Origin of the sequence: Hydrogenophaga sp. YM1 (assembly GCF_016903055.1) — a bacterium.
Lineage (GTDB): Bacteria > Pseudomonadota > Gammaproteobacteria > Burkholderiales > Burkholderiaceae_C > Hydrogenophaga > Hydrogenophaga borbori.
Genome location: NZ_CP070223.1, coordinates 4,248,252 through 4,272,262 on the forward strand (window position 1 = coordinate 4,248,252; position 24,011 = coordinate 4,272,262).

Below are 24,011 nucleotides of genomic sequence, written 5' to 3' on the forward strand. Positions count from 1 at the left end.
TGTCTCCTTGTGGTTGGGGAACGGAAGAGCAGGGGCTCAGCGCGCGTAGCCGAACAGGCCGGGCACGAAGGTGCTGAGCGAGGGGATGAGCACCACCGCCAGCAGCACCACCAGCAGGGCGGCGAGCAGCGGCAGGATGGCGCGCGTGAGCTCTTCGAGCCGCAGGCGCGCGACCGAGCTCATGACGAACAGCACCCCGCCCACGGGTGGCGTGGCCAGGCCGATGGTGAGGTTGAGCACGATGGCCATGGCGAAGTGCAGCGGGTGGATGCCGAACTGGTCCGACAGCGGCGCCAGTACGGGCACCAGGATGATCACGGCCGGCAGGGTGTCGATGAACAGGCCGCAGATCAGCACGAAGACCATCACGATCAGCATGATGGCCACCGGGTCGGTGGTCATGCCGCCGATGGCCGCGCCGATGGCCTGCGGGATCTGCAGCAGCGTGAGCAGCCAGGCGAACAGCGAGGCCATGGACACGATGATGAGCGCCGCCGAGGTGACCAGGCCGCTTTGCAGCAGCACGCGGCAGATCAGGCGCGCGTTGAGCGTGCGCGTGACGAACAGGCCGATGAAGAGCGCGTAGAACACCGCCACGGCCGAGGCCTCGGTGGGTGTGAACAGGCCGGTGAGGATGCCCGCGATGATGATGGCCGGCATCAGCAGCACCGGCGTGGCCCTCCACAGCGCGCGCAGGCGAACGCCCCAGCCGGGCGCCGTGCCCACCGTGCCATAGCCCCGCTTGACCGAGAGGTAGTGGTTCATGGCCATCAGCGCCAGGCCCATCAGCAGGCCCGGCACCACGCCGGCCAGGAACAGGCCGGCCACGGTGACGCGGCTATCGGTCAGCGCGTAGATCACCATCACGATGGACGGCGGAATGATGGGGCCGATGACCGAGGTGGCCGCCGACAGTGCCGCGGAGTAGGCCTTGTCGTAGCCGCTCTTGGCCATCATGCGGGTCTCGATCGCGCCCGGGCCGGCCGCGTCGGCCAGGGCCGATCCGCTGATGCCCGCGAACATCACCGAGGTGACCACGTTCACATGCCCCATGCCGCCGCGCACGTGGCCCACCATGGCGCCGGCGAAGCGCAGCAGCGCGGTGGTGATGCCGCTGGCCGTCATCAGGTCGGCCGCCAGGATGAAGAAGGGCACGGCCATCAGCGGGAAGCTGTTGATGCCGTCGAAGAAGCGCTGCGGCACCGACAGCAGCGAGAGGTTGCCGTCGATGGCCAGGGCCAGCAGGCCCGCGCCGCCCATGGCCAGGGCGATGGGCACGCCGATGGCCAGGCCGACCACGAAGACGATGAAGAGGACCGCGCTCATTCGGCAACCTCCGCGCGGTGCATTGCGTTGCGAGCCCCTTCGGGCGGCCGTGCGGGGCTCATGCGTGCGCCTCCTCGGCGTGGTCGTCGCCGATCTCTTCCACCTGCACGAAGTCGCGCGCGATGAACTGGCGCCAGAACAGCAGCAGGTGCAGCAGCATGGCCGCCGCGCCCAGCGGAATGCCCAGGTAGGGCAGGCCGGCGGGCAGGCCCATGGCCGGTGTTTCCTGGTTCCAGGTGAACTCGGCGATCTGCACGCCCAGCACCAACAGGGTCAGCAGGAACAGCGCCATGGCCAGGGCGATGAACCAGCGGAGGGCGTGGCGCAGGCGCGCGGGCAGCACGTCCTGCAGCATGTCCACGGCCACGTGGCGGCCTTCGCGCAGCGCCAGGCCGGCACCCAGGTAGGCGACCCAGATCATCTGGATCTGGGTGAACTCCTCGACCCAGAAGATGGACTGGTTGAACACGTAGCGCATGACCACGTTGGCGAACACGAGGATCGCCATCGAGGCCATGAGCAGCACGATAAGGGCCTGGTTGAGGCGCACGAAACCGTGCTCCAGGCGGCCCGCGAGCGAGGGGCGGGCCGGTGATTCGCTGAACGCCATGGGTGCGCTGTCTCCGGTGGTTCGACTCAGGGTTTTGCCGCAATCGTATCTGATATCTCAGATATAGGATTTGGGGAAAGCCCTTACACTGCCCACCCACGATCCGAAACCACCATGACCCGACAACTTGAGCTTGAACGCCCTCGCCTGCTCACCGACGTGGTGGGCGAGCGCATTCGCGAGGCCATCGTCAGCGGCGACCTGAAGCTGGGCGAGCAGGTGTCGGAGGCGCAGCTGGCGGCCCTGATGGGCGTGAGCAAGACACCGGTGCGCGAGGCGTTGGTGCGCCTGCAGTCGCAGGGCCTGGTGCAGGTGCACCCGCAGCGCGGCACCTTCGTCTTTCGGCTCACGCCCGAGCAGGTGGGCCAGCTCTGCCGCTTCCGCGCGCTGGTGGAGACCGAGGCCCTGCGCGAGGCCATGGCGGCCAACCGCGCCGCGCTGCTCAAGGGCATGAAGCAGTGCGTGAAGGAGATGAAGGCGGCCGAGGCCGCGCGCGACCTGCCCGCGCTGGCGCGCATCGACATGGCGTTCCACTGGCAGCTCTTCGAGCACTGCCCCAGTCCCTACGTGCGCGCCGGCTACGAGGTGCTGCGCTCGCAGCTCACCGCGCTGCGGCACCGCTCGCCCATCGACAACGCGGTCAGCAGCCACCAGGTGCTGGTGGACGCCGTGGGCGACGGCGACGTGGACGCGGCCGGCGCGCTGCTGCGAGAGCACGTGCTGGACAACGAGCCGCGCTACCGGGCGGCCTGCGGCGGGGCTTGAGCGCCCCCGGCCACGGGCGCTCAGACCTCGTGCCCGATCACCTCGAAGAACGCCCGCACCATCCGCGTGTCGCGCCGCTCGGCCAGGCATGCCACGTGCGCGTAGGTGCGCACCTGCGCGTCGCTGATGCGCACCGCGTGCAGGCCCGGGCCGGGTACGAACTCCACGTCGGACACCGCGGCCACGCCCACGCCCTGGGCCACGGCCTCGCGGATGATTTCGCGGCTGGCCACCTCCATCACCACCTCGGGCTGCACGCGCGCGGCGCGCAGCGCGGATTCGATGGCCTTGCGCGTGGTCGAGCCCTCCTCGCGCAGGATCAGCTTCTCGCCCTGCAGCTCGGCGGTGCGGATGCTGCGCCGGCGCGCGAAGGGGTGGGCCGCGTTGCAGAAGATCACCACCGGGTGCTCGCTGTAGGGCACCGAGACGAAGCGCTTGTCCAGCGAGACCTGCGCCAGCACCCCCACGTCGGCGCTGTAGTCGGCCAGCCGGTCCAGCACCTCCTGTGAGTTGCCCGTGGCGACCGAGATCTTCACGCCCGGGTAGCGCTGGTTGAAGGCCACCAGCATCCGGGTGGCGTGCGAGGGCCCCACCGCGGCCACGCGCAGGTGGCCCGAGCGCAGCTCGCCGGTTTCGCGCAGCAGCTGCACCGCCTCGGCCTCCAGGTCGAACATCTGGCGCGACAGCTGCAGCAGCCGTTCGCCGATCTCGGTGGGCCGCACGCGCCGGCCCGAGCGGTGGAACAGCTCCACCTTGTAGAGCGCCTCCAGCTGGCCCACCTGCGTGGTGACGGTGGGCTGGCTCACGTGCAGCCGTTCGGCCGCGCGCGTGAAGCTGCCCGTGGTGGCCACCGCGTGGAAGGAACGCAGCTGTGTCAGTCGCATGGAAGGGTCTCCGTGTTATCCCTGCTCAACTATAGATTCTCTCAATACATCGGTGTAAAAACTTGAATTGGATGAATGTCGTCCTCGCACCGACAGTGCGACACAGCGTCACGGATCGGACATGTGACGCCCAAAAACTGACGGACAGCTTCAAGTACCGCAACCGGAGACACCCCATGCCGCTTTCCCGCCGTTCCCTTCTTGCCAGTGCGCCGGCCCTGCTCGGCGCGCCCCTGCTCGGCCTGTCGCCGAGCGCCCGCGCCAATAGCGTGCTCACCGTCGGGCTGATCCCGTCGGAGGACTCGCGCGCCATGATCGCCAACAGCCAGGCCATGATGGACATGCTGTCCAAGGCCTTGGGCATGCCGGTCAAGCCCTTCGTGGCGGCCGACTACAACGGCGTCATCGAGGCGCTGCGCTCCAAGCGGCTCGACGTCGCCTACCTCGGCCCCTTCTCGTATGTGCTGGGCACCACGGTGGCCGACATCGAGGCCTTCGCCGTGGCCGAGACCAAGAAGGCCGGGCGCACCTTCTACCACTCGCTGGTCGTCGCGCGCAAAGACAGCGGCATCCAGACCGTGGCCGACCTCAAGGGCAAGACCTTCGCCTTCGTGGACCCCAGCTCCACCTCGGGCCACCTGTTCCCGAAAGCCGGCCTGATCAAGGCCGGCTTCAACCCCGACAAGGACTTCGGCCGCGTCATCTTCTCGGGCTCGCACGATTCGAACGCGGTCGCGGTGCAGAACGGCAAGGTCGACGCGGTGGCCATCGCCGACCGCATCCTCGACGCCGCCATCAACAAGGGCCTGGCCAAGCGCGAGGACCTGGTGACGGTGTGGAAGTCCGACCCCATCCCCGAGTCGCCCACGGTCTGGCGCAAGGACCTCGACCCCGAGCTGAAGAAGCGCGTGCAGGCCGCCTTCCTGCAGGTCAAGAACATCCCCTGGTCCGACCAGGGCGAGCTCAACGGCTTTCACCCCACCAACGACGCGGCCTACAACATCATCCGGGACACGGCCAAGGCCCTCAACCTCGACCTGAGGAAGATGAAGTGATCAAGATCCGCGGCCTGACCAAGCGCTACGGCGACTTCGACGCCCTCAAGGGCATCGACCTCGACGTGGCCCCCGGCGAGTTCCTCGTCGTGCTCGGCCCCTCGGGCGCCGGCAAATCCACCCTGCTGCGTTGCATCAACCGCCTGTGCGAACCCACGCAGGGCGACATCCACGTCGACGGCCAGCGGGTCACCGCCGAGCGCGCCAGCCTGCGCCGCGCGCGGCGCCAGGTGGCGATGATTTTCCAGCACTACAACGTGGTGCCGCGCCTGTCGGTGCTCAAGAACGTGCTCACCGGCCGGCTCGGCGCCATGCCCTCGGTGGCCTCGTGGCTGCAGCTTTTCCCGCGCCGCGACATCGAGATCGCCCGCGAGTGCCTGCGCCGCGTGGAGCTCGAAGAGAAGGCCGAGCTGCGCACCGACACCCTGTCGGGCGGGCAGAAGCAGCGCGTGGGCATCGCGCGCGCCCTGGCCCAGCAGCCCAAGATCATCCTGGCCGACGAGCCGGTCGCCAGCCTGGACCCCAAGACCTCGCGCACGGTGCTGCAGTACCTCAAGCAGGCCAGCCGCGAGCTGGGCATCTCGGTGGTGTGCAACCTGCACCAGATCGAATACGCACGCGAGTTCGGCGAGCGCATCGTGGGCGTGTCGGCCGGCCGCATCGTGTTCGAAGGCGGGCCCGACCAGCTCACCGACGAGGTGCTGCACCGCATCTACCCGGGCCTGGACGACGGCAGCGCGAGAGCCGCCAGTCCCGCGCGCGCCGCCCAGGCCGCGCCGCGGCCCAATCTGGCCCTGGAGGAGGCGTGATGAACATCGGTTCCTACTCCCTGCTCGTCGCACGCCCCACCGGTTCGGCCGGCTGGTGGCCGCGCCTGGGCCTCGGCGCGCTGGCGCTGGTGACGCTCTGGTGGGCCGCGCGCGGCGCCCAGGTCAGCTTCGGCGAGCTCGGCAAGGGCCTGCCCTGGATCGGCGACTTCCTGGCGCGCATGGTGCCGCCCAACTGGGCCTTCCTCGACAAGCTCTGGGTGCCCGCCATCGAGACCGTGCAGATCGCCCTGTGGGGCACGCTGCTCGCGGTCGTCATGGCCGTGCCGGTGTGCTTCTTCGCGGCGCGCAACCTCACGCCCAACCTGGCGGTGTTCCACTTCACGCGCCAGGTGTTCAACGTCACGCGCGGCATCAACGAGATCATCCTCGCGCTGGTGTTCGTGGCGGCGGTGGGCCTGGGACCCTTCCCCGGCGTGCTGGCCCTGGCCGTGCACGGCGCGGGCATGCTGGGCAAGTTCTTCTCCGAGTCGATCGAGGAGATCGACCAGGGCCCCATCGAGGCTCTGCGCGCCACTGGCGCGGGCCCGGTGCAGACCGTCATCTTCGGTGTCATCCCGCAGGTCATCACCGCGTGGATCGCCGTCGTTCTCTACCGCTTCGAGACCAATCTGCGCCAGGCCACGGTGCTGGGCATGGTGGGCGCGGGCGGCATCGGCTTCGAGCTGGTCGGCAGCATGAAGCTCTTTCAATACCAGGACACCGCCACCTGCATCGTGGTGATCATCGTGATGGTGATGGCGGCCGACTACGTGTCCACCAGGCTGCGCGCCTGGATCCAGAAGGGAGCGCGTTGATGGACGCCCGCGTCGATTCGGTGACGGTGAATGGCCGTCGGTATGCCCGGCCGCTGCAGCCGGTGGTGGTGGTCTGCGTGGACGGCTGCGAGCCCGACTACGTGACCCAGGCCATCCAGGCCGGCGTGGCGCCCTACCTCAAGCGCATGGTCGAGAAGGGCGCGTCGGTGGTCGGGGACTGCGTGGTGCCCAGCTTCACCAACCCCAACAACGTGTCCATCGTGACCGGCGTGCCGCCCTCGGTGCACGGCATCTGCGGCAACTACTTCTACGACGTGGACAGTGGCCGCGAGGTCATGATGAACGACCCGGCCTGGCTGCGCGTGCCCACGCTGCTGGCGGCCTTCGCCGACAGCGGCGCCAAGGTGGCCGCCGTCACCGCCAAGGACAAGCTGCGCACGCTGCTGGGCCACGGCCTGCAGGGCATCTGCTTCTCGGCCGAGAAGGCCGACAAGGCGACGGTGGCCGAGTGCGGCATCGACGGCGTGCTGGACCTCGTGGGCAAGCCCGTGCCCTCGGTCTACAGCGCCGAGCTCAGCGAGTTCGTCTTCGCCGCCGGTGTGCGCCTGCTGGAGACGCGGCCGCTGGACCTGATGTACCTGTCGACCACCGACTACGTGCAGCACAAGTGCGCGCCCGGCACGCCCGAGGCCAACGCCTTCTACCGGATGATGGACGGCTACCTGGCCAGGCTCGACGCCCTGGGCGCCGTGATCGGCCTCACCGCCGACCACGGCATGAGCGCCAAGACCGATGCCGCCGGCCGCCCGCGCGTGCTCTACCTGCAGCAGGTGCTCGACGGCCTGCTCGGCGAAGGCCAGGCGCGCGTGATCCTGCCCATCACCGACCCCTACGTGGTGCACCACGGCGCGCTGGGCTCCTACGCCACCGTGCACCTGCCCGGCGGCGAGGCCATCGCGCGCGCGCGCGCCGCCATCGAGGCCCTGCCGGGCATCGAGGTGGTGCTCAGCCGCGAGCAGGCCGCCAGCCGCTTCGAACTGCCGCCTGAGCGCATCGGCGACCTGGTCATCGTGAGCGACCACCTCACGGTGCTGGGCACCAGCGAGCACAAGCACGACCTCTCCGGCCTCACGGTGCCGCTGCGCTCGCACGGCGGCATCTCCGAGCAGAAGGTGCCGCTGCTGTTCAACCGCCCGCTGCAGGGCGTGCCCGCCACCCGCCGGCTGCGCAACTTCGACGTCTTCGACCTCGCGCTCAACCACGTGGCCGTCAACCGCTAGAGGTCCCCATGCCGCATGACTACTACAACCCCGTGCGCAGCGTCTACGGGGCCGGGGCCCTGTGTGCCCTGCCCGGGCTGCTCGCCGGCCGCAAGGCCCTGCTGGTGACCTTTCCGGAGGCGCGCGCGCTGGGCCTGGTGGCCCGGGTCGAGGCCCTGCTCGGCGATGGCCTGGTGGGCGTCGTCGAGGACGTGCGCCCCAATCCCGACGTGGCCGAGCTCGCCGCGCCCTACGAGGCCTTCTGGCGCGACGACCGCGGCGCCGAGGCCATCGTCGCGCTCGGCGGCGGCAGTGCCATCGACACCGCCAAGGCGTTGATGGTGGGCACGCCCGACGGCGCCTTCGCCACCCTGGTGGCCGCGCTGGCCTCGGGCCAGCCGTTCGCGCCGTCCGGCGTGAAGGCGCTCATCGCCGTGCCCACCACCGCCGGCACCGGCAGCGAAGTCACGCCCTGGGCCACCATCTGGGACCGTGGCCGCCAGGTGAAGCACTCGCTGCACCTGAAGGAGACCTGGCCCACGGCCGCGATCATCGACCCCGAGCTGATGCTCTCGCTGCCCGCGTCGGTGACGCTGCAGAGCGGGCTGGACGCGCTGTCGCACGCGCTGGAGTCGATCTGGAACGTCAACGCCAACCCGGTGTCGGACACCTTCGCCGTGGCGGCGGTGCACGACATCCTGGACGCCCTGCCGCGACTGATGCACCGCCTGGACGACCGCGAGCTGCGCGCGCGCATGGCGCTGGCCGCGCTCAAGGCCGGCATGGCCTTCTCGAACACGCGCACCGCGCTGGCGCACTCCATTTCCTACGAGATGACGCTGCGCTACGGCCTGCCGCACGGCATCGCCTGCTCCTTCCCGCTGCCCCTGGTGCTGGCGCGCGCCATCGGCCGCCGGGCCGACCGCGACGCCGTGCTGGCCCAGGCCCTGGGCGACCTGGACGAGGCGCCCGGGCGCCTCACCGCCTTCATCGAACGCCTGGGCGTGCGCACGCGCTTCGCCGACTACGGCGTGAGCGACGAACAGGCCGAACAAATGGTGGCGCACGCCCTGACCGGCGCGCGCGGCCGCAATTTCATCGGCAGCGCCGAAAAGGAAATGGCATGAGCGAGGTGATGGAAAGCCACGGCTTCCGGGAAGAAGCGCTGCGCATCGGCGGCGAACAGGTGCACACGGGCCGCCGCTTCGACGTGCTCAACCCCTACAACGGCGAGCGCGTGGGCAGCGTGGCCATGGCCAGCGTGGAGGACGTGCGCCGCGCCATGGACATCGCCCAGGCCTACCAGCCCCGGCTCAGCCGCTACGAGCGCTCGGCCATCCTCAACCGCGCGGCGGCGCTGCTGCGCGAGCGCACCGAGGCCGGCTCCGACCTGATCACCGCCGAGTCCGGCCTGAGCAAGAAGGACAGCGTGTACGAGATCGGCCGCGTGGCCGACGTGCTGAACTTCGGCGCCAACGAGGCCCTGCGCGACGACGGCCAGGTGTTCTCCTGCGACCTCACGCCGCACGGCAAGCGCCGCAAGGTGATCACCACGCGCGAGCCGCTGCTGGGCGTGATCACGGCCATCACGCCTTTCAACCACCCCATGAACCAGGTGGCGCACAAGGTGGTGCCCAGCGTGGCCACCAACAACCGCATGGTGCTCAAGCCCTCGGAGAAGGTGCCGCTGTCGGCCTACTGGTTCGCCGACCTGCTGTACGAGGCCGGCCTGCCACCGGAGATGCTGCAGGTGGTGAGCGGCGACCCGCGCGAGATCGCCGACGAGCTGATCACGAACCCGCACGTGGACCTGATCACCTTCACCGGCGGCGTGGCCATCGGCAAGTACATCGCCGCCAAGGCGGGCTACAAGCGCCTGGTGCTGGAGCTGGGCGGCAACGACCCCCTGATCGTGATGGACGACGCCGACCTCGACAAGGCCAGCGAGCTCGCGGTGCAAGGCTCGTACAAGAACTCGGGCCAGCGCTGCACCGCCGTCAAGCGCATGCTGGTGCACCAGAAGGTGCTGGCCGACTTCACCGAGCGCGTGGTGGCCAAGACCCGCGCCTGGACCTACGGCGACCCGATGGACCGCCGCAACGAGATGGGCACGGTGATCGACGCGGCCGCGGCGGCGCATTTCCAGCGCGTGGTGGACGACGCCGTGGTGCAGGGCGCCCGCCTGCTGGTGGGCAACCGGCGCGACGGCGCGCTCTACTCGCCCACGGTGCTCGACCGCGTGCGGCCCGAGATGACGGTGGTGCGCGAAGAGACCTTCGGCCCGGTCTCGCCCATCATCGGCTTCAAGGACATCGACGAAGCGATCCGACTGTCCAACGGCACGGCCTTCGGCCTGTCCTCGGGCATCTGCACCAACCGCTTCGACGACGCCGCGCGTTTCGCGCGCGAGCTGAAGGTGGGCTCGGTGAACCTGTGGGAGGTGCCGGGCTACCGCATCGAGCTCACGCCCTTCGGCGGCATCAAGGACTCGGGCCTGGGCTACAAGGAAGGCGTGCAGGAGGCGATCAAGTCCTTCACCAACTGCAAGACCTTCTCCATGCCCTGGTGACGGCAGCGGGCAAGGCCCGCTGGGCGACTTAAGGTCGTGACGACCGGCGCGGGCCGGCGCCGACCTGTAGATCAAAGGCCCGCATTTCAGCACCAGAACCCACCCCCCTGGCAACCAAAGTGGCAAGGCGCCGGCCGGCTGTCGCGCCACATGAAATCCCCGCGCGGCGCGTGTCGATATCCGGAAGGCGGAACCCCCATCGGGACCGCATACCCCACCGGTAGCCACACGTTCACCAAGGAAGGGAGCCAGGGTCATGGGTATCGATCGTCTGTCCGTCAAAGCCCGGCTGATGGCCGGCTTCATGCTGCTCGCGGTCATCGTGCTCGCGGTGGCCACGCTGTCGATGCGCTCGCTCGGGCACGAGCACGACAGCTTCAATCAGTACGTGGGCGAGACCTCGCACCGCGTGATGCTGGCCAACAACGTGCTGGACGCGGCCAATGCGCGCGCCATCGGCGTGCGCAACCTCGTGCTCGTCGGCACGCCCGGGGCCCGGGAACAGGAAAAGAACGCCACCACCGTCGCCCACGGCCAGGTGGTCGAGGGTTTCAAGGCGCTGCGCCAGGCACTGGACAGCGACGAGCACACCAGCCCGCAGGAGCGCCGCCTGTTCGACGAACTCGTGGCCGTGGAAGCGAAGTACGGCCCGGTGGCGCTGGACATCCTGGACCGCGCCGTGAAGGGCGATCGCGAAGGCGCCGTGCAGCGCATGGAGACCGACTGCCGGCCGCTGCTCGAGGCCCTGGTCAAGGCCGGTCACGCCTACCTGGACTTTGCCGCCGAGCAGGCCGCGGATGAGGTCCAGGCCTCGAACGCCAGCTATGCCCGCAACCGCAACCTGATGCTCGGCGCCAGCGCCGTGGCCGTGGTGGCCGCGCTGATGCTGGCCCTGCTGATGACGCGCTCCATCGTCGGCCCCATCCAGGAAGCGGTGAGCGTGGCGCAGACCGTGGCCTCGGGCGATCTGCGCTCCAGCATCGCCGTGACGCGCCGCGACGAGCTGGGCGAACTGCAGGCCGCGCTCAAGGCCATGAACGAAAGCCTGGTGCGCATCGTGGGTGACGTGCGCCAGGGCAGCGACAGCATCGCCACCGGCAGCGCCCAGATCGCCTCGGGCAACGCCGACCTCTCGACCCGCACCGAGCAGCAGGCCAGCAACCTGCAGCAGACCGCCGCCTCGATGGAGCAGATGAACGCCACCGTGCGCAACAGCGCCGACACCGCGCGCCAGGCCACGCAACTGGCCACCTCGGCCAGTTCGGCCGCCGTGAAGGGCGGCGAGGTGGTGGGCCAGGTGGTGGCCACCATGCAGGACATCCAGTCCAGCAGCCAGAAGATCGGCGACATCATCGGCGTCATCGACGGCATCGCCTTCCAGACCAACATCCTGGCGCTCAACGCCGCCGTGGAAGCGGCGCGCGCCGGCGAGCAGGGCCGCGGCTTCGCCGTGGTGGCCGGTGAGGTGCGCAGCCTGGCCCAGCGCAGCGCCGAGGCGGCGAAAGAGATCAAGGCCCTGATCGGCGCCAGCGTGGGCAAGGTCGAATCGGGCTCGCGCCTGGTGGGCGACGCGCGCGCGGCGATGGACGACATCGTCGGCCAGGTGCGCCGCGTGACGGACCTGATCTCGGAGATCGGCGCCGCCACCGGCGAGCAGACCGAGGGCATCGGCCAGGTCAACAGCGCCATCGCGCAGCTCGACCAGGCCACGCAGCAGAACGCCGCGCTGGTGGAAGAAAGCGCCGCCGCGGCCGACAGCCTGCGCACGCAGGCGGCGCGGCTGGCCGAGGTGGTGGGCTTCTTCCGCTTGCTGGACGCGGGCGGCGCCAGCGGCCCGGCCCGCGCCTGAGCGCCGCTCAGGCCTTGGCTTGGCGCAGGGCCCAGGCGCGCTGCGCCGCCGGTCGGGCCAGGCAGCGTTGGTGCCAGGCCCGGGTGTGGGGCAGCTCACCGCGTCCCAGGGCGTCGAGCCGCTGCAGCACGGCGGCCAGGTTCAGATCGGCGACGCTGAAGCGCTCGCCCACCAGCCACTCGCGCCCGGCCAGGTGGCGCTCGAGCACCGCCAGGCGCGCCTGCAGCTTGTCGAGGGCGGCCGTGGCCAGCGATTCGATGCGCTGCTCGGGCGGCAGGAAGCTGGTGTGGTGGAACCACTGGCGCGCCAGCGGTTCGATCTCGGTCGCGGCCCACAGCGTCCACTGGTACACGCCGGCGACGCCCTCGGGCGTGTCGCTCCACAGGCCGCCCGCCGGGCGCGTCTGCGCCAGGTGCAGCGTGATGGCCAGCGACTCGAACAACAGCAGGCCGCCGTCATCGATGGCGGGCACGGTGCCGTTGGGGTTGATCGCCAGGTAGGCCGGCTCGCGGGTCTCGGGGCCGTTGTAGTGCCAGGGCACGTGCCGGTAGGGCAGGCCCAGTTCCTCGGCGGCCCAGAGCGGGCGGATCGCGCGCGACGCGGCGATGCCATAGATCGTCAATGCCATGGGGGTCCTTTGCGGGGGTCGGTGAAAAGGCGGGTTCAGCGGGTGGCGGCCTCGCAGGCCAGGGCCATGCCGTCCTTGCGCGGATCGGAGCCGCCGAGCAGCTGGCCATCGGGCGCGCGCAGCACCATCTGCGCGCCGCCGAAGTCGCTGCGCCCGCCCAGCTCGCCCTGTCCGGTGGGCTCGGCGTAGCCGGCCGCGCGCAGCGCGCGCACCACGGGCTCGGGTGTGCCGGCCTCGATCGCGAGGGCGCGCTCGCCCTCCAGGCGCCAGCGCGGCGCGGCGATGGCCTGTTGCAACTCCTGCCCCCAGGCGGCCAGGCGCACCAGGAGCTGCACCTGGCCCTGCGGCTGCATGGCACCGCCCACCACGCCGAAGCCGGCGTGAAAGACGCCGCCACGCAGCGCGGCCCCGGGCACCACCGTGTGGTAGGGGCGCTTGCCCGGCGCGGCGCCGTTGAGCTGGCCGGGTGGGGCGAAGCCGAAACCGCGGTTCTGCAAGGCGAAACCCGCGCCCGGCACGCCGATGCCGCTGCCGAAGCGCTTGAACACGCTGCTCATCAGCGTGACCGCGAAACCCTCGGCGTCGACCACCACCGTGCACACGGTATTGCCCGCCGGGTCGGCGACCACGCGCTTGGCGTGGGCCATGGCCTCGCCCATGCAACGGACCATGTCCAGCGCGCTGCGCGGGTCCTCGGGGTCCAGGGGCAGCGCATCCAGGGCTTGCAGGGCGTGCAGCACGGCCAGGCCGTGGGTATTGGGCGGGCACTGCAGCACCTCCAGGCCCCGGAAGCGCCCGCGCAGGGGCGTGCAGAACCCGCCGCTGTGGGCCGCGAAGTCGCTGGCGGCCAGCACGCCGCCGCGCGCGCGGCTGGCCTGCTCGGCCGCGGCGGCGGGCGCGCCCCGGTAGAAGGCGTCGGGGCCGCCGTGGGCAATGGCCTCCAGGGTGGCCGCCAGTTCGGGGTTGTGGAAAGCCTCGCCCGCGCGTGGCGGGGCGTCGGCGCGGTACAGGCGCGCGCTCACCGGGTCGCTGGCGATCACCGGCTGGAACAGCGCCCACTCGCGCGCCGCGACGGCGCCGACGGCAAAGCCGTCGCGCGCGGCGGCGATCGCCGGCGCGAACAGCCCACGCCAGGGCAACCGCCCATGCCGCTGATGCAGGTCGTGCCAGCCGCGCACCGCGCCCGGTACGGTGAGGGTGTGCACGTGGCGCTCGGGCAACCGGGCGCCGGGAAACGGCGCCAGCAGCCCGGCCTCGAAAGCCATCGGCGAGCGGCCCGAGCCGTTGTAGCTCTGGGGTTCGGCGCCCGGCGGCACCAGCATGGCCAGCAGATCGCCGCCGATGCCGGTGGCCATGGGCTCCACCACGCCCATCACGGCGTCCGCCGCAATGGCCGCGTCCACCGCGCTGCCGCCCTGGGCCAGCGCGCCCGCCGCGGCCTGCGCCGCCAAGGGGTGGCCGGTCGCCACCATGGCCGTCTCGCCGCGAACCGCGCAGGGAAGGGGGCTGTTGTGCATAGGTCGTCCGCTCAAAAGAATACAGTATACAAACACATGGGGGCAGCGACAAACCCCCGGGCAACGCCTGTCCAAGCCCTTCGCTTTCCGGGCAAGCCCTTTCCTTGGGGGTGGGCACAAGGCCTGGCACGAAGCCTGCATTCCGTGGCCGCATCTGATGTATACGGTATTCACAGATGCCCTCACTCCAGCCCAAACACCCCAAAACCACCCCTGAGACGGGCAAAAACGCACCACTCTGGGCCGATACAGGCCCCGTTGTGGCGCGGGAAAACCCTGAAACGCTAAAACAGTATTCTGTATACGATCTCGCCCGCCACCGAAGCACCTGCGCCTGAACACAGGACAGCCAAGCACAGAACCCCGCCGGCAGAAACAAGAGGGAAGGCCGCCGGCCAACCACCCCACGGTGCCGCCCGCACCGGTCGCAGCCCACCAACCACCGCCTGACCCTGCAGGCACCACACCCACGGACAAACCCATGGATTCCAACGTAACCCTGACAGCGGCGCACTGGATGTACCTGCTCGGCGTGATCAGCATCATCGTGACGATGGTGTTCCGCGCGAACGTGCTCGTGCCCTCGATCGCCGCCACCTTTCTCGTCGGCCTGGCCTGGACGGGCAACCCCCTCGCTGGCGTGGGCAGCGTCTACAGCGCCAGCCTGGTGGCCGCCAAGGAGCTGTTCAACATCTTCCTGGTGATCGCGCTGATGACGTCGCTGCTCAACGCCCTCAAGGCCTTGAAGTCCGACATCCTGATGGTGCGGCCCTTCCGCCTGCTGATGAAGAACGGGCCGGTGTCGTACCTGCTGCTGGCGGCCATCACCTACTTCATCTCGCTGTTCTTCTGGCCCACGCCCGCCGTGCCGCTGGTGTGCGCGGTGCTGCTGCCCGCCGCCATCGCGGCCGGCCTGCCGCCCATCGTGGGCGCGGCCGCCATCGCCGTGGCCGGCCAGGGCATGGCGCTGTCGTCCGACTACGTGATCGGCGTGGCCCCCGGCATCAGTGCCAAGGCCGCGGGCGCGGCGGCGGCGGTGATCGCCGACCGCGCGCTGGCGCTGTCCATCATCACCGGCGTGGTCGCGCTGGTGCTGATCTTCATCTTCCACCGCCGCAAATTCCAGCCCGCCAGCCCACTGCACCTGGAGCGCTGGCAGGAACTGGCCGTCAAGGGCGAACTGGCGCACGAGCACGAAGGCACGACCCACAAGGCCGAGATCGCCCAGGGCACCAGCCGCGAGCACCAGCCGGTGACCAGCCAGGACCTCAAGCGCGAGCTGCAGAGCGTGCCGGCCGAAGAATTCAAGTGGTCCAAGCTGTTCGCCATCGTCACGCCGCTGGTGTTCCTGACGGTGATCGTGCTGATGGTGCTGCCCAAGCTGGGCGTGCCGCTGGGCGACTTCAAGGGCGGCGCGGGCGCGTCGCTGGTGGGCGGCGCCGCCGCGCTGCTGATGATCTTCGCCACGCTGGCCATGAAGGGCGCGCGTCAGATGCTGGAAGCCAGCGCCGACCACATCACCGAGGGCTTCGTGTTCGCCTTCCGCGCCATGGGCTCGGTGCTGCCGATCGCCGGTTTCTTCTTCCTGGGCGCCAGTGAAACCGCGGCCGCCATCTTCGGTGGCGACGCATCACAAACCCCCAGCCTGCTGTTCGACCTGGTGCGCAGCGCGCAGGACTGGATCCCGCACAACCCGCTGTTCGTGGCCTTCGGCCTGCTGATCGTGGGCATGGTCACCGGCATCGACGGCTCGGGCTTCTCCGGCCTGCCGCTGACCGGCGCGCTGGCCGGCGCCCTGGGCCCGGTCTCCAACATCGACGCCACCACGCTCGCCGCGATCGGCCAGATGGGCGCGATCTGGACCGGCGGCGGCACGCTGATCGCCTGGTCCTCGCTGATCGCCGTGGCCGGCTTCGCGCGGGTCCCGGTCACCGACCTGGTGCGCGTGCTCGCACTGCCGGTGCTCATCGGCCTGGCGGCGTCCACCGTGCTGGCCGTCGTGCTGTTCTGAATCCCCTCCCCCACCACCCCCAAACCTGCGGTATTCCCATGAAAAAAAGCATCCTGCTGATCTCCGCCACGCTGGCCACCGGCGCGGCCATGGCGCAATCCAGCGTCACCCTGTACGGCCTGGCCGACATGTACCTGTCGAGCCAGAAGAACCCCGCCACCGGCCTGCGCATGAGCAAGCTCGACAGCAGCGGCGTCTATGAAAGCCGCTTCGGCTTCAAGGGCAGCGAAGACCTGGGCGGCGGCTACAAGGCCAACTTCCAGCTCGAGTCGGGTTTCGCGATGGACAGCGGCGGCGCCCCCGCCCTGTCGTTCACGCGCCAGTCCTGGGTCGGCATCTCGGGCGGCTTCGGTGACCTGCGCTTCGGCAAGGCCTGGAGCGCGTTCGACGACATCAGCGGCACGGCGCTGGCGGCCAAGAACTCGGTGCTCGCGCCCAACCAGGGCGCGTGGCTGAGCACCTCGTACAAGGACGCGCCGAACAACGGCGTCTACTACGCCTCGCCCAACTTCGGCGGCTTCAGCGGCGTGGTGAGCTACGGCACCGGCGAGAACAAGACCGCCGCCGATGGCGCCGGCTCGATCACCAGCGTGCACGTCAAGTACGCGGGCGGCCCGGTGTTCGCCGGCGTCGCTTTCCAGAACGAGAAGGCCACGAGCAATTCCACGGCGATCAAGTTCACGCGCGTCAACGGCTCGTACGACTTCGGCCCCGCCAAGCTGCTGGCCAGCTACGGCCGCGTGGCCTACGGCGCGGACGACACCAAGGAATGGACCATCGCCGCCGACGTGCCCCTGGCCGGTGGCTGGCTGCTGTCGGGCGGTATCGCGCAGTCCAAGGGCTCGGTCACGGGCTTCGTGGGCGACCCCAACTACACGGGCAAGCTGGTCACCACGGTGGCGCCCGGCGCGCCGGACGTCAAGCGCACGGGCTGGAGCGTGGCGGCCTTCTACAGCCTGAGCAAGCGCACCACGCTGTACGGCGGCTACCGCGCCAACACCATCAAGACGCCGGGCGCCGCCGACCAGGACGGCAGCGTGCTGGGCGTGGGCATGTACCACCTGTTCTGACGCAGACGCGCGGGGGGCCGTGTTCCCCCCGCTGTTCATCCGTCGAGTTTTCCTTTGGAGCCCTTCACGTCAGGGCATTCGCCGCGGCTTCGGGCCGCGGTCTTTTTTGGGCGCTCGAATAGAATCGGCCGGCTTCGGACCCAGCCCCGGCCCCGCCCGACGCCCCGCCGAACACAGAGCCACGCCCACACCATGAACCTGCCACGCAAGGAAGCCTCGCTGGGGGCGAGCCATTCGCCCCTGACCACGCTGGTGGTCGAGGCCCTGCGCGAACGCATCATGGGTGGCGCCATCTCGCCGGGCGAGCGCCTGGTGGAGAGCCGCCTGTCCGACGAACTCGGCGTCTCGCGCATGCCCGTGCGCGAGGCCCTGCGCCAACTGGCCGCCGAAGGCCTGGTCACCATCGAGCCGCGCCGCGGCGCCTCGGTCACCGCCTTCTCGCCCGAGCAGGTGCGCGAACTGGTCGAGGTGCGCGCCACGCTCGAAGGCCTCAACGCCAAGCTCGCCGCGCAGCGGCACGACGAGAAGCAGATCGCCGCGATGGAAAGCATCCTGGCCGAGGGCACGCGCATGGCCACCAGCGACGACCAGGCCGCGCTGCTGGAGATGAACCAGCGCTTCCACGACGCCTTGGGCAGCATCGCCGCCAATTCGGTGCTGCAGGAGCTGATGCGCTCGCTGCGCGACCGCACCGCGCTGATCTTCGCCCCGCTCAACCGCACGCGCGGCCAACAGAACTGGGACGAGCACGCCGCGATCCTGCGCGCGGTGATCAAGGGCGACGCGGAACTCGCCTCGCTGCTCGCCATGCGCCACGTGTACAACGCGGCGCAGATGGAACCCTGAACAGGAACACCCCCGCCGCGCTGCGCGCGACCCCCTCAAGGGGGTGACACCAGCGGCCCGGCAAAGCCGCTTCCGCGGTATCTCTGGCCTTGGGGCTGTCTCAGTTCGCCGCGCCTTGAAGGCGCTGCCACACCAAACCGGCCAGCGCCACGTCTTCCAGGCCCACGCCCACCGACTTGTAGAGCGTCACCGCCTGCGCGTCCTGCCGGCCGGGTTTGAGGCCCGCAACCAGCTCGCCCAACTCGACGATGCGCGCGGGGTCCAGCGCGCCGGGCGTGGCCAGCACCAGGTCGCCCGCTTCCTGCAGGGTCTGCGGCTTCCACTCCACGGCGATGGTCGCGGCCCGGCGCAGGGCCGCGTCGTCGAGCTCGCGCGTGTGCGGCAGGCTGGAGCCGATGGCGGCGACGAAGCTGCCCGGTGCCAGCTGCTCGCCTCGAAACAGCGGTGTGGTGGACCGCGAGGCGGTGACCACGATGTCGGCGCCCTCCACCGCGGCCTCCGGCGCGCACAGGCGCACCGGTACGCCGCAGGCGGCCTGCAGCTCCCCGGCCAGCGTGGGCGGCGCGTAGGGGTCGCTCACGCGGATCTCCCCCAGGGAGAAGGCGCGCGCCATCTGCACCGCGTGCATGCGGCCTTGCACGCCGGCGCCGTACAGGGCCATCACCCGCGCGTCGGCGCGCGCCAGGTGGCGCGCCGCGATCACCGAGCAGGCGGCGGTGCGCAGGCGCGTGATGGCGCCGGCGTCGAACGAGGCCAGCGCGCGGCCGTCGTCGGCGGCGAACAGCAGGATGACGAAGGTGAACTGCCCCTGGATGGTGGTGTAGACCTTGGCGCCGACCACGCCCTGGCCCGGCACCACCGCGCCCAGGGTGGAGAGCTTGACGCCGCCCGCCTCGGTGCGCACGCGCGCCTGCATCGCGGCCTCGCCGCGGCCGAAGCGCGCAAAGGCATCGTCCAGCACGGCCTGCGCGTCCTCGGGGCTGATGGTGGCGTCGACGACGGCGTCGGTGATGTGTTGCATGGTGGTGAAGGGTTCAGGCCGCGGACAGCGTGCGCAGCAGGACGACGATGGCGCCGATCGCCGCCATGGCGAGCAGCATCTTGCGCACCAGCGGCGCGGGCACGAAGCGCTTGATCGGGTTGGAAGCGAAGAAGCCGGCGAACATCCACGGCATCAGCAGAGCGCTCAGCAGGTATTCGTGGGCGCCCATGCGGCCCACCACGGTGAGCACCGTGATCGACACCGCCGAGCCGATGAAGAAGATGGCGCCGAAGGTGCCACGCAGCTGGGCCGCACCCATGTTCTGCATGGCGATGGCGAACGGCGGCGCGCCGGCCGAGGTGATGGTGCCCATCATCCCCGAGGCCACGCCGGCCACGGCCATGTTGCGCCGCGAGGGCATCACCCGCCAGCCGGTCAGGCTCAGGCTCACGCCGGTGAGGATGAGCAGCGCAAACATCAGCGACAGCGTCTTCACCGGCAGCAGCACCAGGCAGGCCGCGGCCAGCACGGTGCCGCCGAGGCGGCCGGCCACGGCCACGCTGGCCAGGTTCCACTGGATGTCCGCGCGGTCGCGCAGGCCGCCCATCAACGCGAGCGGGCAGCTCAGCACCAGCAGCGGGCCCGGCACCAGCTCGGGGAACCACATCGCGGCCAGGGGCGCGGCGAACATGGCGAAGCCCAGGCCGCTGACGCCCTGCAGGCAGGCACCGACCAGCACCAGCACGCCGGCCGCGAGGTAGTGCAGGCCGCTGACGCCCTGCACGAGGTCGGTGGACAGCCAGTCCATGGCGCTCACCAGGACACGGCGATGTCGCCCTTCACGAACGTCTGGCAGGCCATGCGGAAGCCCGCGGCCAGGTCCTCGTCGCTGAGGTGCTTGCGCTCCTTGGCCTTCACTTCGTCGGTGTTGTCCAGGCCCTGCTCGATGCGGCACTTGCAGGTGCCGCACAGGCCGCCGCCGCACTTGAAGGGAATGCCGCCCTTCTCGCGCAGTGAGACGCGCAGCAGGTTGCTGTTGTCCGGCGCGCTGACGAGCTTGTTGTCGTTGCTGATGAAGGTGATGTTGACGGTCATGGCGTGTTGAAGGCGGCGGGATCGCGGGGGCGCAGCTCGGCCTGGGTGCTGCCGTAACTGCACAGATTGCGCAGCTCCCGGCGGGCCGATTCGAGGTCCGCAAAGGATTCAAGGAACTTGGAAGGCACCGAGTTGACGGTGTCCTGGCCGCTTTCATCGATCACCCGCACGCGCGTGGGCGCGGGCAGCTCGGCCACGAGGAAGCGGGCGCGCACGCGGCCGTCGCAGTGGTAGTCCCAGGCCTCGACCGGCACCAGGCCGTCGCTCGGCTCGGTGCGGAACTGGCCGGGCTTGCTGGTCAGGATCACGTAGGTGGTCATGGGGCGGTCCTTCGCGGGCGCGGGGGGTCAGTCCTGCTGGAGTTCGATGTCGTGCTCGATCCAGAGCTGGCAGGTCAGGCGCCAGCCCTGGTCCAGGCGCTCGCCGAGCTGCTTCTTCTCTTTCCAGTTGGGCGGCGGCAGGTGCTCGGCACCGGACAGCACGCGGGTGGCGCAGGTGGCGCACTTGCCCATGCCGCACTGGTACTGCAGGTGCGGGTAGGGATAGGCCTTGATGCCCGCGCGCACCACCAGGTTGCTCTTGGGCGCCACCTCGTCGCGGTAGGTCTGGCCGTTCTTGTGGAAGGTGACGATGGGCATATCGGCAGGGCTGGACTGGTCTTGGATTCGGAGAAAGTATACAGTATACTTTTAACGACGGCGCTCATTTGCCCGTTGATTCGGTCGGTTTTTGCCTTGGAATCGACCGATATGTATACTGTATACGCCAATCGGTCGCGAGAGACCGCCCCGATGCCGGTGTCCACCCATCACCCACCAGGAGAGCCCCATGTCCCAACTGCTCAGCCGAGACGAATTCCGCACCGCCCTCGAAAACGCCATCAAGGGCAAGAGCGCCAACCAGTCCCCCTTCAGCCTGGCCTGGGCCGGCGGCACGCTCTCGCGCGAGCACCTCGCGCGCTGGGCCGAGAACCACTACCACTACGTCGGCCCCTTCGCCGACTACCTGGGCTACCTGTACGCGCGCACGCCCGACCACATGACCGAGGCCAAGGACTTCCTGCTGGCCAACATGTATGAAGAGGAAATCGGCGGCGACCGCCACACCGACCTGCTGATCCGCTTCGGCGAGGCCTGCGGCACCACGCGCGAGCGCATCGTCGACGCCGACAACATGAGCCCCACCACGCGCGCCCTGCAAAGCTGGTGCTACGCCGTGGCCATGCGCGAAGACCCCGTGGTCGCCGTGGCCGGCCTGGTGGTGGGCCTGGAGTCGCAGGTGCCGTCCATTTACCGCAAGCAGACGCCCACGCTGCGCGAGAAGTACGGCTTCACCGACGAGGAAGTCGAGTTCTTCGACCTGCACATCGTGTCCGACGAGATCCACGGCGAGCGCGGCTACCAGATCGTGCTGGAGCACGCCAACACGCCCGAGCTGCAGAAGCGCTGCCTGCGCATCTGCGAGATCGGCGCCGAGATGCGCCTGCTCTACACCACCGCGCTCTACAACGACTACGTGGCCCCGGCCCAGCAGAAGCCGGTGCTGGCCAAGGCCGCCTGAGCCTCCGCGGCGGGCCGCGGCGCGGCCCGCCCCACCCGGCCCCTCCTTCCGATATGAACCACCACCGGCTGACCCTGGACGAGGTCGAGCTCCTGGTCGGCAGCGCCGGCCAGGGCGAGACCCTGGTTTTCGTGCACGGCTCCTGGGACGACCACAGCGCCTGGGACGCCGTGGCCGCGCTGCTGTCGCCGCGCTGGCGCGTCGTGGCCTACGACCGCCGTGGCCATGGCGGCAGCACCGAACCCGGTGGACAGGGACACATCAGCCAGGACGTGGCCGACCTGCACGGCGTGATCGAGGCCATCGGCCAGGGCCCCGTGCACCTGGTGGGCCATTCCTACGGCGCCTGCGTGGCGCTGCTGTACGCCGCGCGGCACCCCGAGCGGCTGCGCAGCCTGTGCCTGCACGAGCCGCCGCTGTTCGGCGTGCTGGGCGAATCGCCCGCGCACGCGCCGCTGGCGCAAGCCACCAAGGTGGCCATGGCGCGCGCGGCGGCGCTCATCGACAACGGCGAGGCCGCGCTCGGCGCGCGGGTCTTCGCGGAACAGGTCGCGCTCACCGGCCAGCCCTGGGAAGAGGTCATGGACGCGCGCATGCGCGCCACCTGGGTGGCCAACGCCGCCACCTGGCTCGACCAGTCGCGCGACCCCGAGCGGCTGGCGCTGTCTCCCGAACTGCTGGCCCACAGCCCGCTGCCCGTGCTGCTCACGCAGGGCGACCGCAGCCCCGAGGCCTTCGGCCCCGGCGTGGACCGCCTGGCCGCCGCCACCCCCCATGCCACGCGCCGCACCCTGGCGGGCGCGGGCCATTTCCCCCAGCTGACGCACCCGCAGGCCTTCGCGCACTGCCTGGGCGATTTCCTGACACCGCTTTCCTCCTCCACCGGAACACCCGCACCATGAGCACGACAGCCGAAGCCTTCCTCACCGAAATCAGCGCCCCGGGCCGGCCGGTCGAGGAGTTCCTGAACTACATCGACGGCCAATGGGTCAAGTGCCGCAGCGCGCGCACCTTCGACAACAGCAACCCGGCCCACACCGACGAGCTGATCGGCCGCTTCCAGGCCTCCACCGCGCTGGACGCGGAGGACGCGGTCAACGCCGCCACCGCCGCCTTCGAGGACTGGCGCAAGACCGCGCCGAGCCAGCGCGCCAAGATCCTGAACAAGGCCGCCGACTACCTGGAGGCCAACGCCCAGCGCTTCGGCGAGGAGCTCAGCCGCGAGGAAGGCAAGTCGGTCGCGCTCGGCAAGGACGAATTCCTGCGCGCGGCCCAGACCTTCCGCTTCTACGCCATCGAGGGCCAGACCTTCGGCGGCGAGACCTACCCGCAGGACGACGCCAACATGATGGTCTACAGCCAGCGCGAGCCGCTGGGCGTGGTCTCCGTCATCTCGCCCTGGAACTTCCCGGCCTCCATCCCGGCGCGCAAGATCGCGCCCGCGCTGATCACCGGCAACACCATCGTCTTCAAGCCCTCGTCGGACGCGCCGCTGAGCGGCCTGCGCCTGGTCGAGGCCCTGGTCGAGGCCGGCATCCCCAAGGGCGTCATCAACTACATCACCGGCCGCGCCGGCGACGTGGGCCCCATCATCACCACCTCGAAATCGATCCGCGCGATCTCCTTCACCGGCTCCACGCAGGCCGGCATGCACATCCACCGCACCGTGCACCTGACCACGCGGCTGCAGATGGAGCTGGGCGGCAAGAACCCGCTGATCGTGATGGAAGACGCCGACCTGGACCAGGCCGTGGAACTCGCCATCAAAGGCGGCTTCTCGCTCACCGGCCAGGCCTGCACCGGCACCAGCCGCGTGATCGTGATGAAGGCCGTGAAAGAGGCCTTCACCAAGAAGCTGGTCGAGCGCGTGAAGACGCTCAAGATCGGCCCCGGCCACCAGCCCGGCATGGACCTGGGCCCGCTGGCCACGGCCAAGCAGCTCGAGACCGTGCTGCACTACCTGGACATCGGCCGCCAGGAGGCGCGGCTGCTGTGCGGCGGCGAGCGCCTCAGCGGCGCGCCCTACGACAAGGGCTACTACGTGACGCCGGCCGTGTTCGACAAGGTCACGCAGTCCATGCGCATCGCGCGCGAAGAAATCTTCGGCCCGGTGATCGCCGTGCTCGAGGCCGACAGCTTCGCCAGCGCCATGGCCATGGCCAACGACAGCGAGTACGGCCTGTCGGCCGCCATCGCCACGCGCAACCCGCGCTACATGCACGACTTCGCCAACAACATTCAGTCGGGCACGGTGAAGATCAACCGCACCACCACCGGCAACCTGGTGAACGCGCCCTTCGGCGGCATGAAGAACTCCAGCACCTCCACCTTCCGCGAGTCCGGCCGCGTGGGCCTGGAATTCTTCACGCAGACCAAGGTCGTCTACCGCGGCCTCTGAAC

General features: G+C 70.0%; 24 protein-coding genes. 14 read left to right on the forward strand and 10 right to left on the reverse strand.

The features are described from left to right. Nucleotides 1–36 precede the first annotated feature (36 nt). Nucleotides 37–1,326 (reverse strand): TRAP transporter large permease, encoded by a 1,290-nt coding sequence (locus JNX00_RS19960; protein ID WP_204743426.1) that lies wholly within the window; start codon nucleotides 1,324–1,326, stop codon nucleotides 37–39. A gap of 58 nt (nucleotides 1,327–1,384) precedes the next feature. Then, nucleotides 1,385–1,936, reverse strand: coding sequence for a TRAP transporter small permease (locus JNX00_RS19965; RefSeq protein ID WP_070399352.1), 552 nt, complete (start codon nucleotides 1,934–1,936; stop codon nucleotides 1,385–1,387). A gap of 114 nt (nucleotides 1,937–2,050) precedes the next feature. Between JNX00_RS19965 and JNX00_RS19970 the strand changes: the two genes are divergently transcribed. Next, nucleotides 2,051–2,701, forward strand: coding sequence for a GntR family transcriptional regulator (locus tag JNX00_RS19970; RefSeq protein ID WP_204743428.1), 651 nt, complete (start codon nucleotides 2,051–2,053; stop codon nucleotides 2,699–2,701). 20 nt (nucleotides 2,702–2,721) lie between these two features. Here JNX00_RS19970 and JNX00_RS19975 read toward each other — a convergent pair whose 3' ends face one another. Next, entirely contained in the window at nucleotides 2,722–3,585 is an 864-nt protein-coding gene (locus JNX00_RS19975; protein WP_070399350.1) for a LysR substrate-binding domain-containing protein, read from the reverse strand. A gap of 176 nt (nucleotides 3,586–3,761) precedes the next feature. Here JNX00_RS19975 and phnD point away from each other — a divergent pair, with 176 nt between their 5' ends. From phnD to JNX00_RS22535, 7 genes are all read left to right on the forward strand, one after another. After that, nucleotides 3,762–4,640 (forward strand): phosphonate ABC transporter substrate-binding protein, encoded by an 879-nt coding sequence (gene phnD, locus JNX00_RS19980; protein WP_204743430.1) that lies wholly within the window; start codon nucleotides 3,762–3,764, stop codon nucleotides 4,638–4,640. Continuing rightward, on the forward strand, nucleotides 4,637–5,449 hold the full coding sequence (gene phnC / locus JNX00_RS19985; protein WP_204743432.1) for a phosphonate ABC transporter ATP-binding protein: 813 nt from the start codon (nucleotides 4,637–4,639) through the stop codon (nucleotides 5,447–5,449). Before phnD ends, phnC begins: the two co-directional genes overlap by 4 nt. After that, complete coding sequence (phnE, locus tag JNX00_RS19990; protein ID WP_070399347.1) at nucleotides 5,449–6,264, forward strand: phosphonate ABC transporter, permease protein PhnE; 816 nt, start codon at nucleotides 5,449–5,451, stop codon at nucleotides 6,262–6,264. The genes phnC and phnE overlap by 1 nt, the downstream gene beginning before the upstream one ends. Further along, nucleotides 6,264–7,505 carry a phosphonoacetate hydrolase gene (phnA, locus tag JNX00_RS19995; protein ID WP_204743434.1) on the forward strand — a complete coding sequence of 414 codons (1,242 nt, stop codon included), beginning with the start codon at nucleotides 6,264–6,266 and terminating at the stop codon, nucleotides 7,503–7,505. The genes phnE and phnA overlap by 1 nt, the downstream gene beginning before the upstream one ends. A gap of 8 nt (nucleotides 7,506–7,513) precedes the next feature. After that, nucleotides 7,514–8,611, forward strand: a complete 1,098-nt coding sequence (gene psrA, locus JNX00_RS20000; RefSeq protein ID WP_204743436.1) for an iron-containing alcohol dehydrogenase PsrA — start codon at nucleotides 7,514–7,516, stop codon at nucleotides 8,609–8,611. Continuing rightward, entirely contained in the window at nucleotides 8,608–10,053 is a 1,446-nt protein-coding gene (phnY, locus tag JNX00_RS20005) for a phosphonoacetaldehyde dehydrogenase (protein WP_204743439.1), read from the forward strand. Before psrA ends, phnY begins: the two co-directional genes overlap by 4 nt. Before the next feature lie 256 nt (nucleotides 10,054–10,309). Further along, a complete protein-coding gene (locus JNX00_RS22535; RefSeq protein ID WP_204743441.1) occupies nucleotides 10,310–11,902 on the forward strand; it encodes a methyl-accepting chemotaxis protein in 1,593 nt (530 codons plus the stop codon). Between the two features lie 7 nt (nucleotides 11,903–11,909). Here the strand turns inward: JNX00_RS22535 and JNX00_RS20015 are convergent, their stop codons facing one another. Both JNX00_RS20015 and JNX00_RS20020 read right to left on the reverse strand, forming a co-directional pair. Further along, nucleotides 11,910–12,530 carry a glutathione S-transferase family protein gene (locus tag JNX00_RS20015; protein ID WP_083293178.1) on the reverse strand — a complete coding sequence of 207 codons (621 nt, stop codon included), beginning with the start codon at nucleotides 12,528–12,530 and terminating at the stop codon, nucleotides 11,910–11,912. 35 nt (nucleotides 12,531–12,565) lie between these two features. Continuing rightward, a complete protein-coding gene (locus JNX00_RS20020; protein WP_204743443.1) occupies nucleotides 12,566–14,047 on the reverse strand; it encodes a gamma-glutamyltransferase in 1,482 nt (493 codons plus the stop codon). 481 nt (nucleotides 14,048–14,528) lie between these two features. Between JNX00_RS20020 and JNX00_RS20025 the strand changes: the two genes are divergently transcribed. The 3 genes from JNX00_RS20025 (at nucleotide 14,529) to JNX00_RS20035 (ending at nucleotide 17,974) form a co-directional block, all read left to right on the forward strand. Then, nucleotides 14,529–16,058, forward strand: coding sequence for a hypothetical protein (locus JNX00_RS20025; RefSeq protein ID WP_070399340.1), 1,530 nt, complete (start codon nucleotides 14,529–14,531; stop codon nucleotides 16,056–16,058). Between the two features lie 38 nt (nucleotides 16,059–16,096). Next, the gene (locus tag JNX00_RS20030; protein ID WP_070399339.1) at nucleotides 16,097–17,128 is read left to right on the forward strand and encodes a porin; all 1,032 of its coding nucleotides are present in this window, start codon (nucleotides 16,097–16,099) and stop codon (nucleotides 17,126–17,128) included. Between the two features lie 192 nt (nucleotides 17,129–17,320). Continuing rightward, a complete protein-coding gene (locus JNX00_RS20035) occupies nucleotides 17,321–17,974 on the forward strand; it encodes a GntR family transcriptional regulator (protein ID WP_070399338.1) in 654 nt (217 codons plus the stop codon). 100 nt (nucleotides 17,975–18,074) lie between these two features. Here JNX00_RS20035 and JNX00_RS20040 read toward each other — a convergent pair whose 3' ends face one another. From JNX00_RS20040 to JNX00_RS20060, 5 genes are read right to left on the reverse strand one after another with little or no spacing between them, the layout of a single operon-like run. After that, complete coding sequence (locus tag JNX00_RS20040; protein ID WP_204743445.1) at nucleotides 18,075–18,995, reverse strand: ornithine cyclodeaminase family protein; 921 nt, start codon at nucleotides 18,993–18,995, stop codon at nucleotides 18,075–18,077. A 13-nt stretch (nucleotides 18,996–19,008) separates the two neighbouring features. Continuing rightward, a complete protein-coding gene (locus tag JNX00_RS20045) occupies nucleotides 19,009–19,764 on the reverse strand; it encodes a sulfite exporter TauE/SafE family protein (RefSeq protein ID WP_070399336.1) in 756 nt (251 codons plus the stop codon). 5 nt (nucleotides 19,765–19,769) lie between these two features. Then, complete coding sequence (locus JNX00_RS20050) at nucleotides 19,770–20,051, reverse strand: 2Fe-2S iron-sulfur cluster binding domain-containing protein (protein ID WP_070399335.1); 282 nt, start codon at nucleotides 20,049–20,051, stop codon at nucleotides 19,770–19,772. Then, the gene (locus tag JNX00_RS20055; protein WP_070399334.1) at nucleotides 20,048–20,371 is read right to left on the reverse strand and encodes a hypothetical protein; all 324 of its coding nucleotides are present in this window, start codon (nucleotides 20,369–20,371) and stop codon (nucleotides 20,048–20,050) included. Before JNX00_RS20055 ends, JNX00_RS20050 begins: the two co-directional genes overlap by 4 nt. Before the next feature lie 27 nt (nucleotides 20,372–20,398). Beyond that, entirely contained in the window at nucleotides 20,399–20,689 is a 291-nt protein-coding gene (locus tag JNX00_RS20060; RefSeq protein WP_070399333.1) for a 2Fe-2S iron-sulfur cluster-binding protein, read from the reverse strand. Between the two features lie 190 nt (nucleotides 20,690–20,879). Between JNX00_RS20060 and JNX00_RS20065 the strand changes: the two genes are divergently transcribed. The 3 genes from JNX00_RS20065 to JNX00_RS20075 are packed head-to-tail and all read left to right on the forward strand — an operon-like array spanning nucleotide 20,880 to nucleotide 24,009. Continuing rightward, the gene (locus JNX00_RS20065; RefSeq protein WP_070399332.1) at nucleotides 20,880–21,611 is read left to right on the forward strand and encodes an iron-containing redox enzyme family protein; all 732 of its coding nucleotides are present in this window, start codon (nucleotides 20,880–20,882) and stop codon (nucleotides 21,609–21,611) included. Between the two features lie 53 nt (nucleotides 21,612–21,664). Next, complete coding sequence (locus tag JNX00_RS20070) at nucleotides 21,665–22,513, forward strand: alpha/beta hydrolase (RefSeq protein ID WP_070399331.1); 849 nt, start codon at nucleotides 21,665–21,667, stop codon at nucleotides 22,511–22,513. After that, the gene (locus tag JNX00_RS20075) at nucleotides 22,510–24,009 is read left to right on the forward strand and encodes an aldehyde dehydrogenase family protein (protein ID WP_204743447.1); all 1,500 of its coding nucleotides are present in this window, start codon (nucleotides 22,510–22,512) and stop codon (nucleotides 24,007–24,009) included. The genes JNX00_RS20070 and JNX00_RS20075 overlap by 4 nt, the downstream gene beginning before the upstream one ends. The last annotated feature ends 2 nt before the right edge of the window (nucleotides 24,010–24,011 follow it).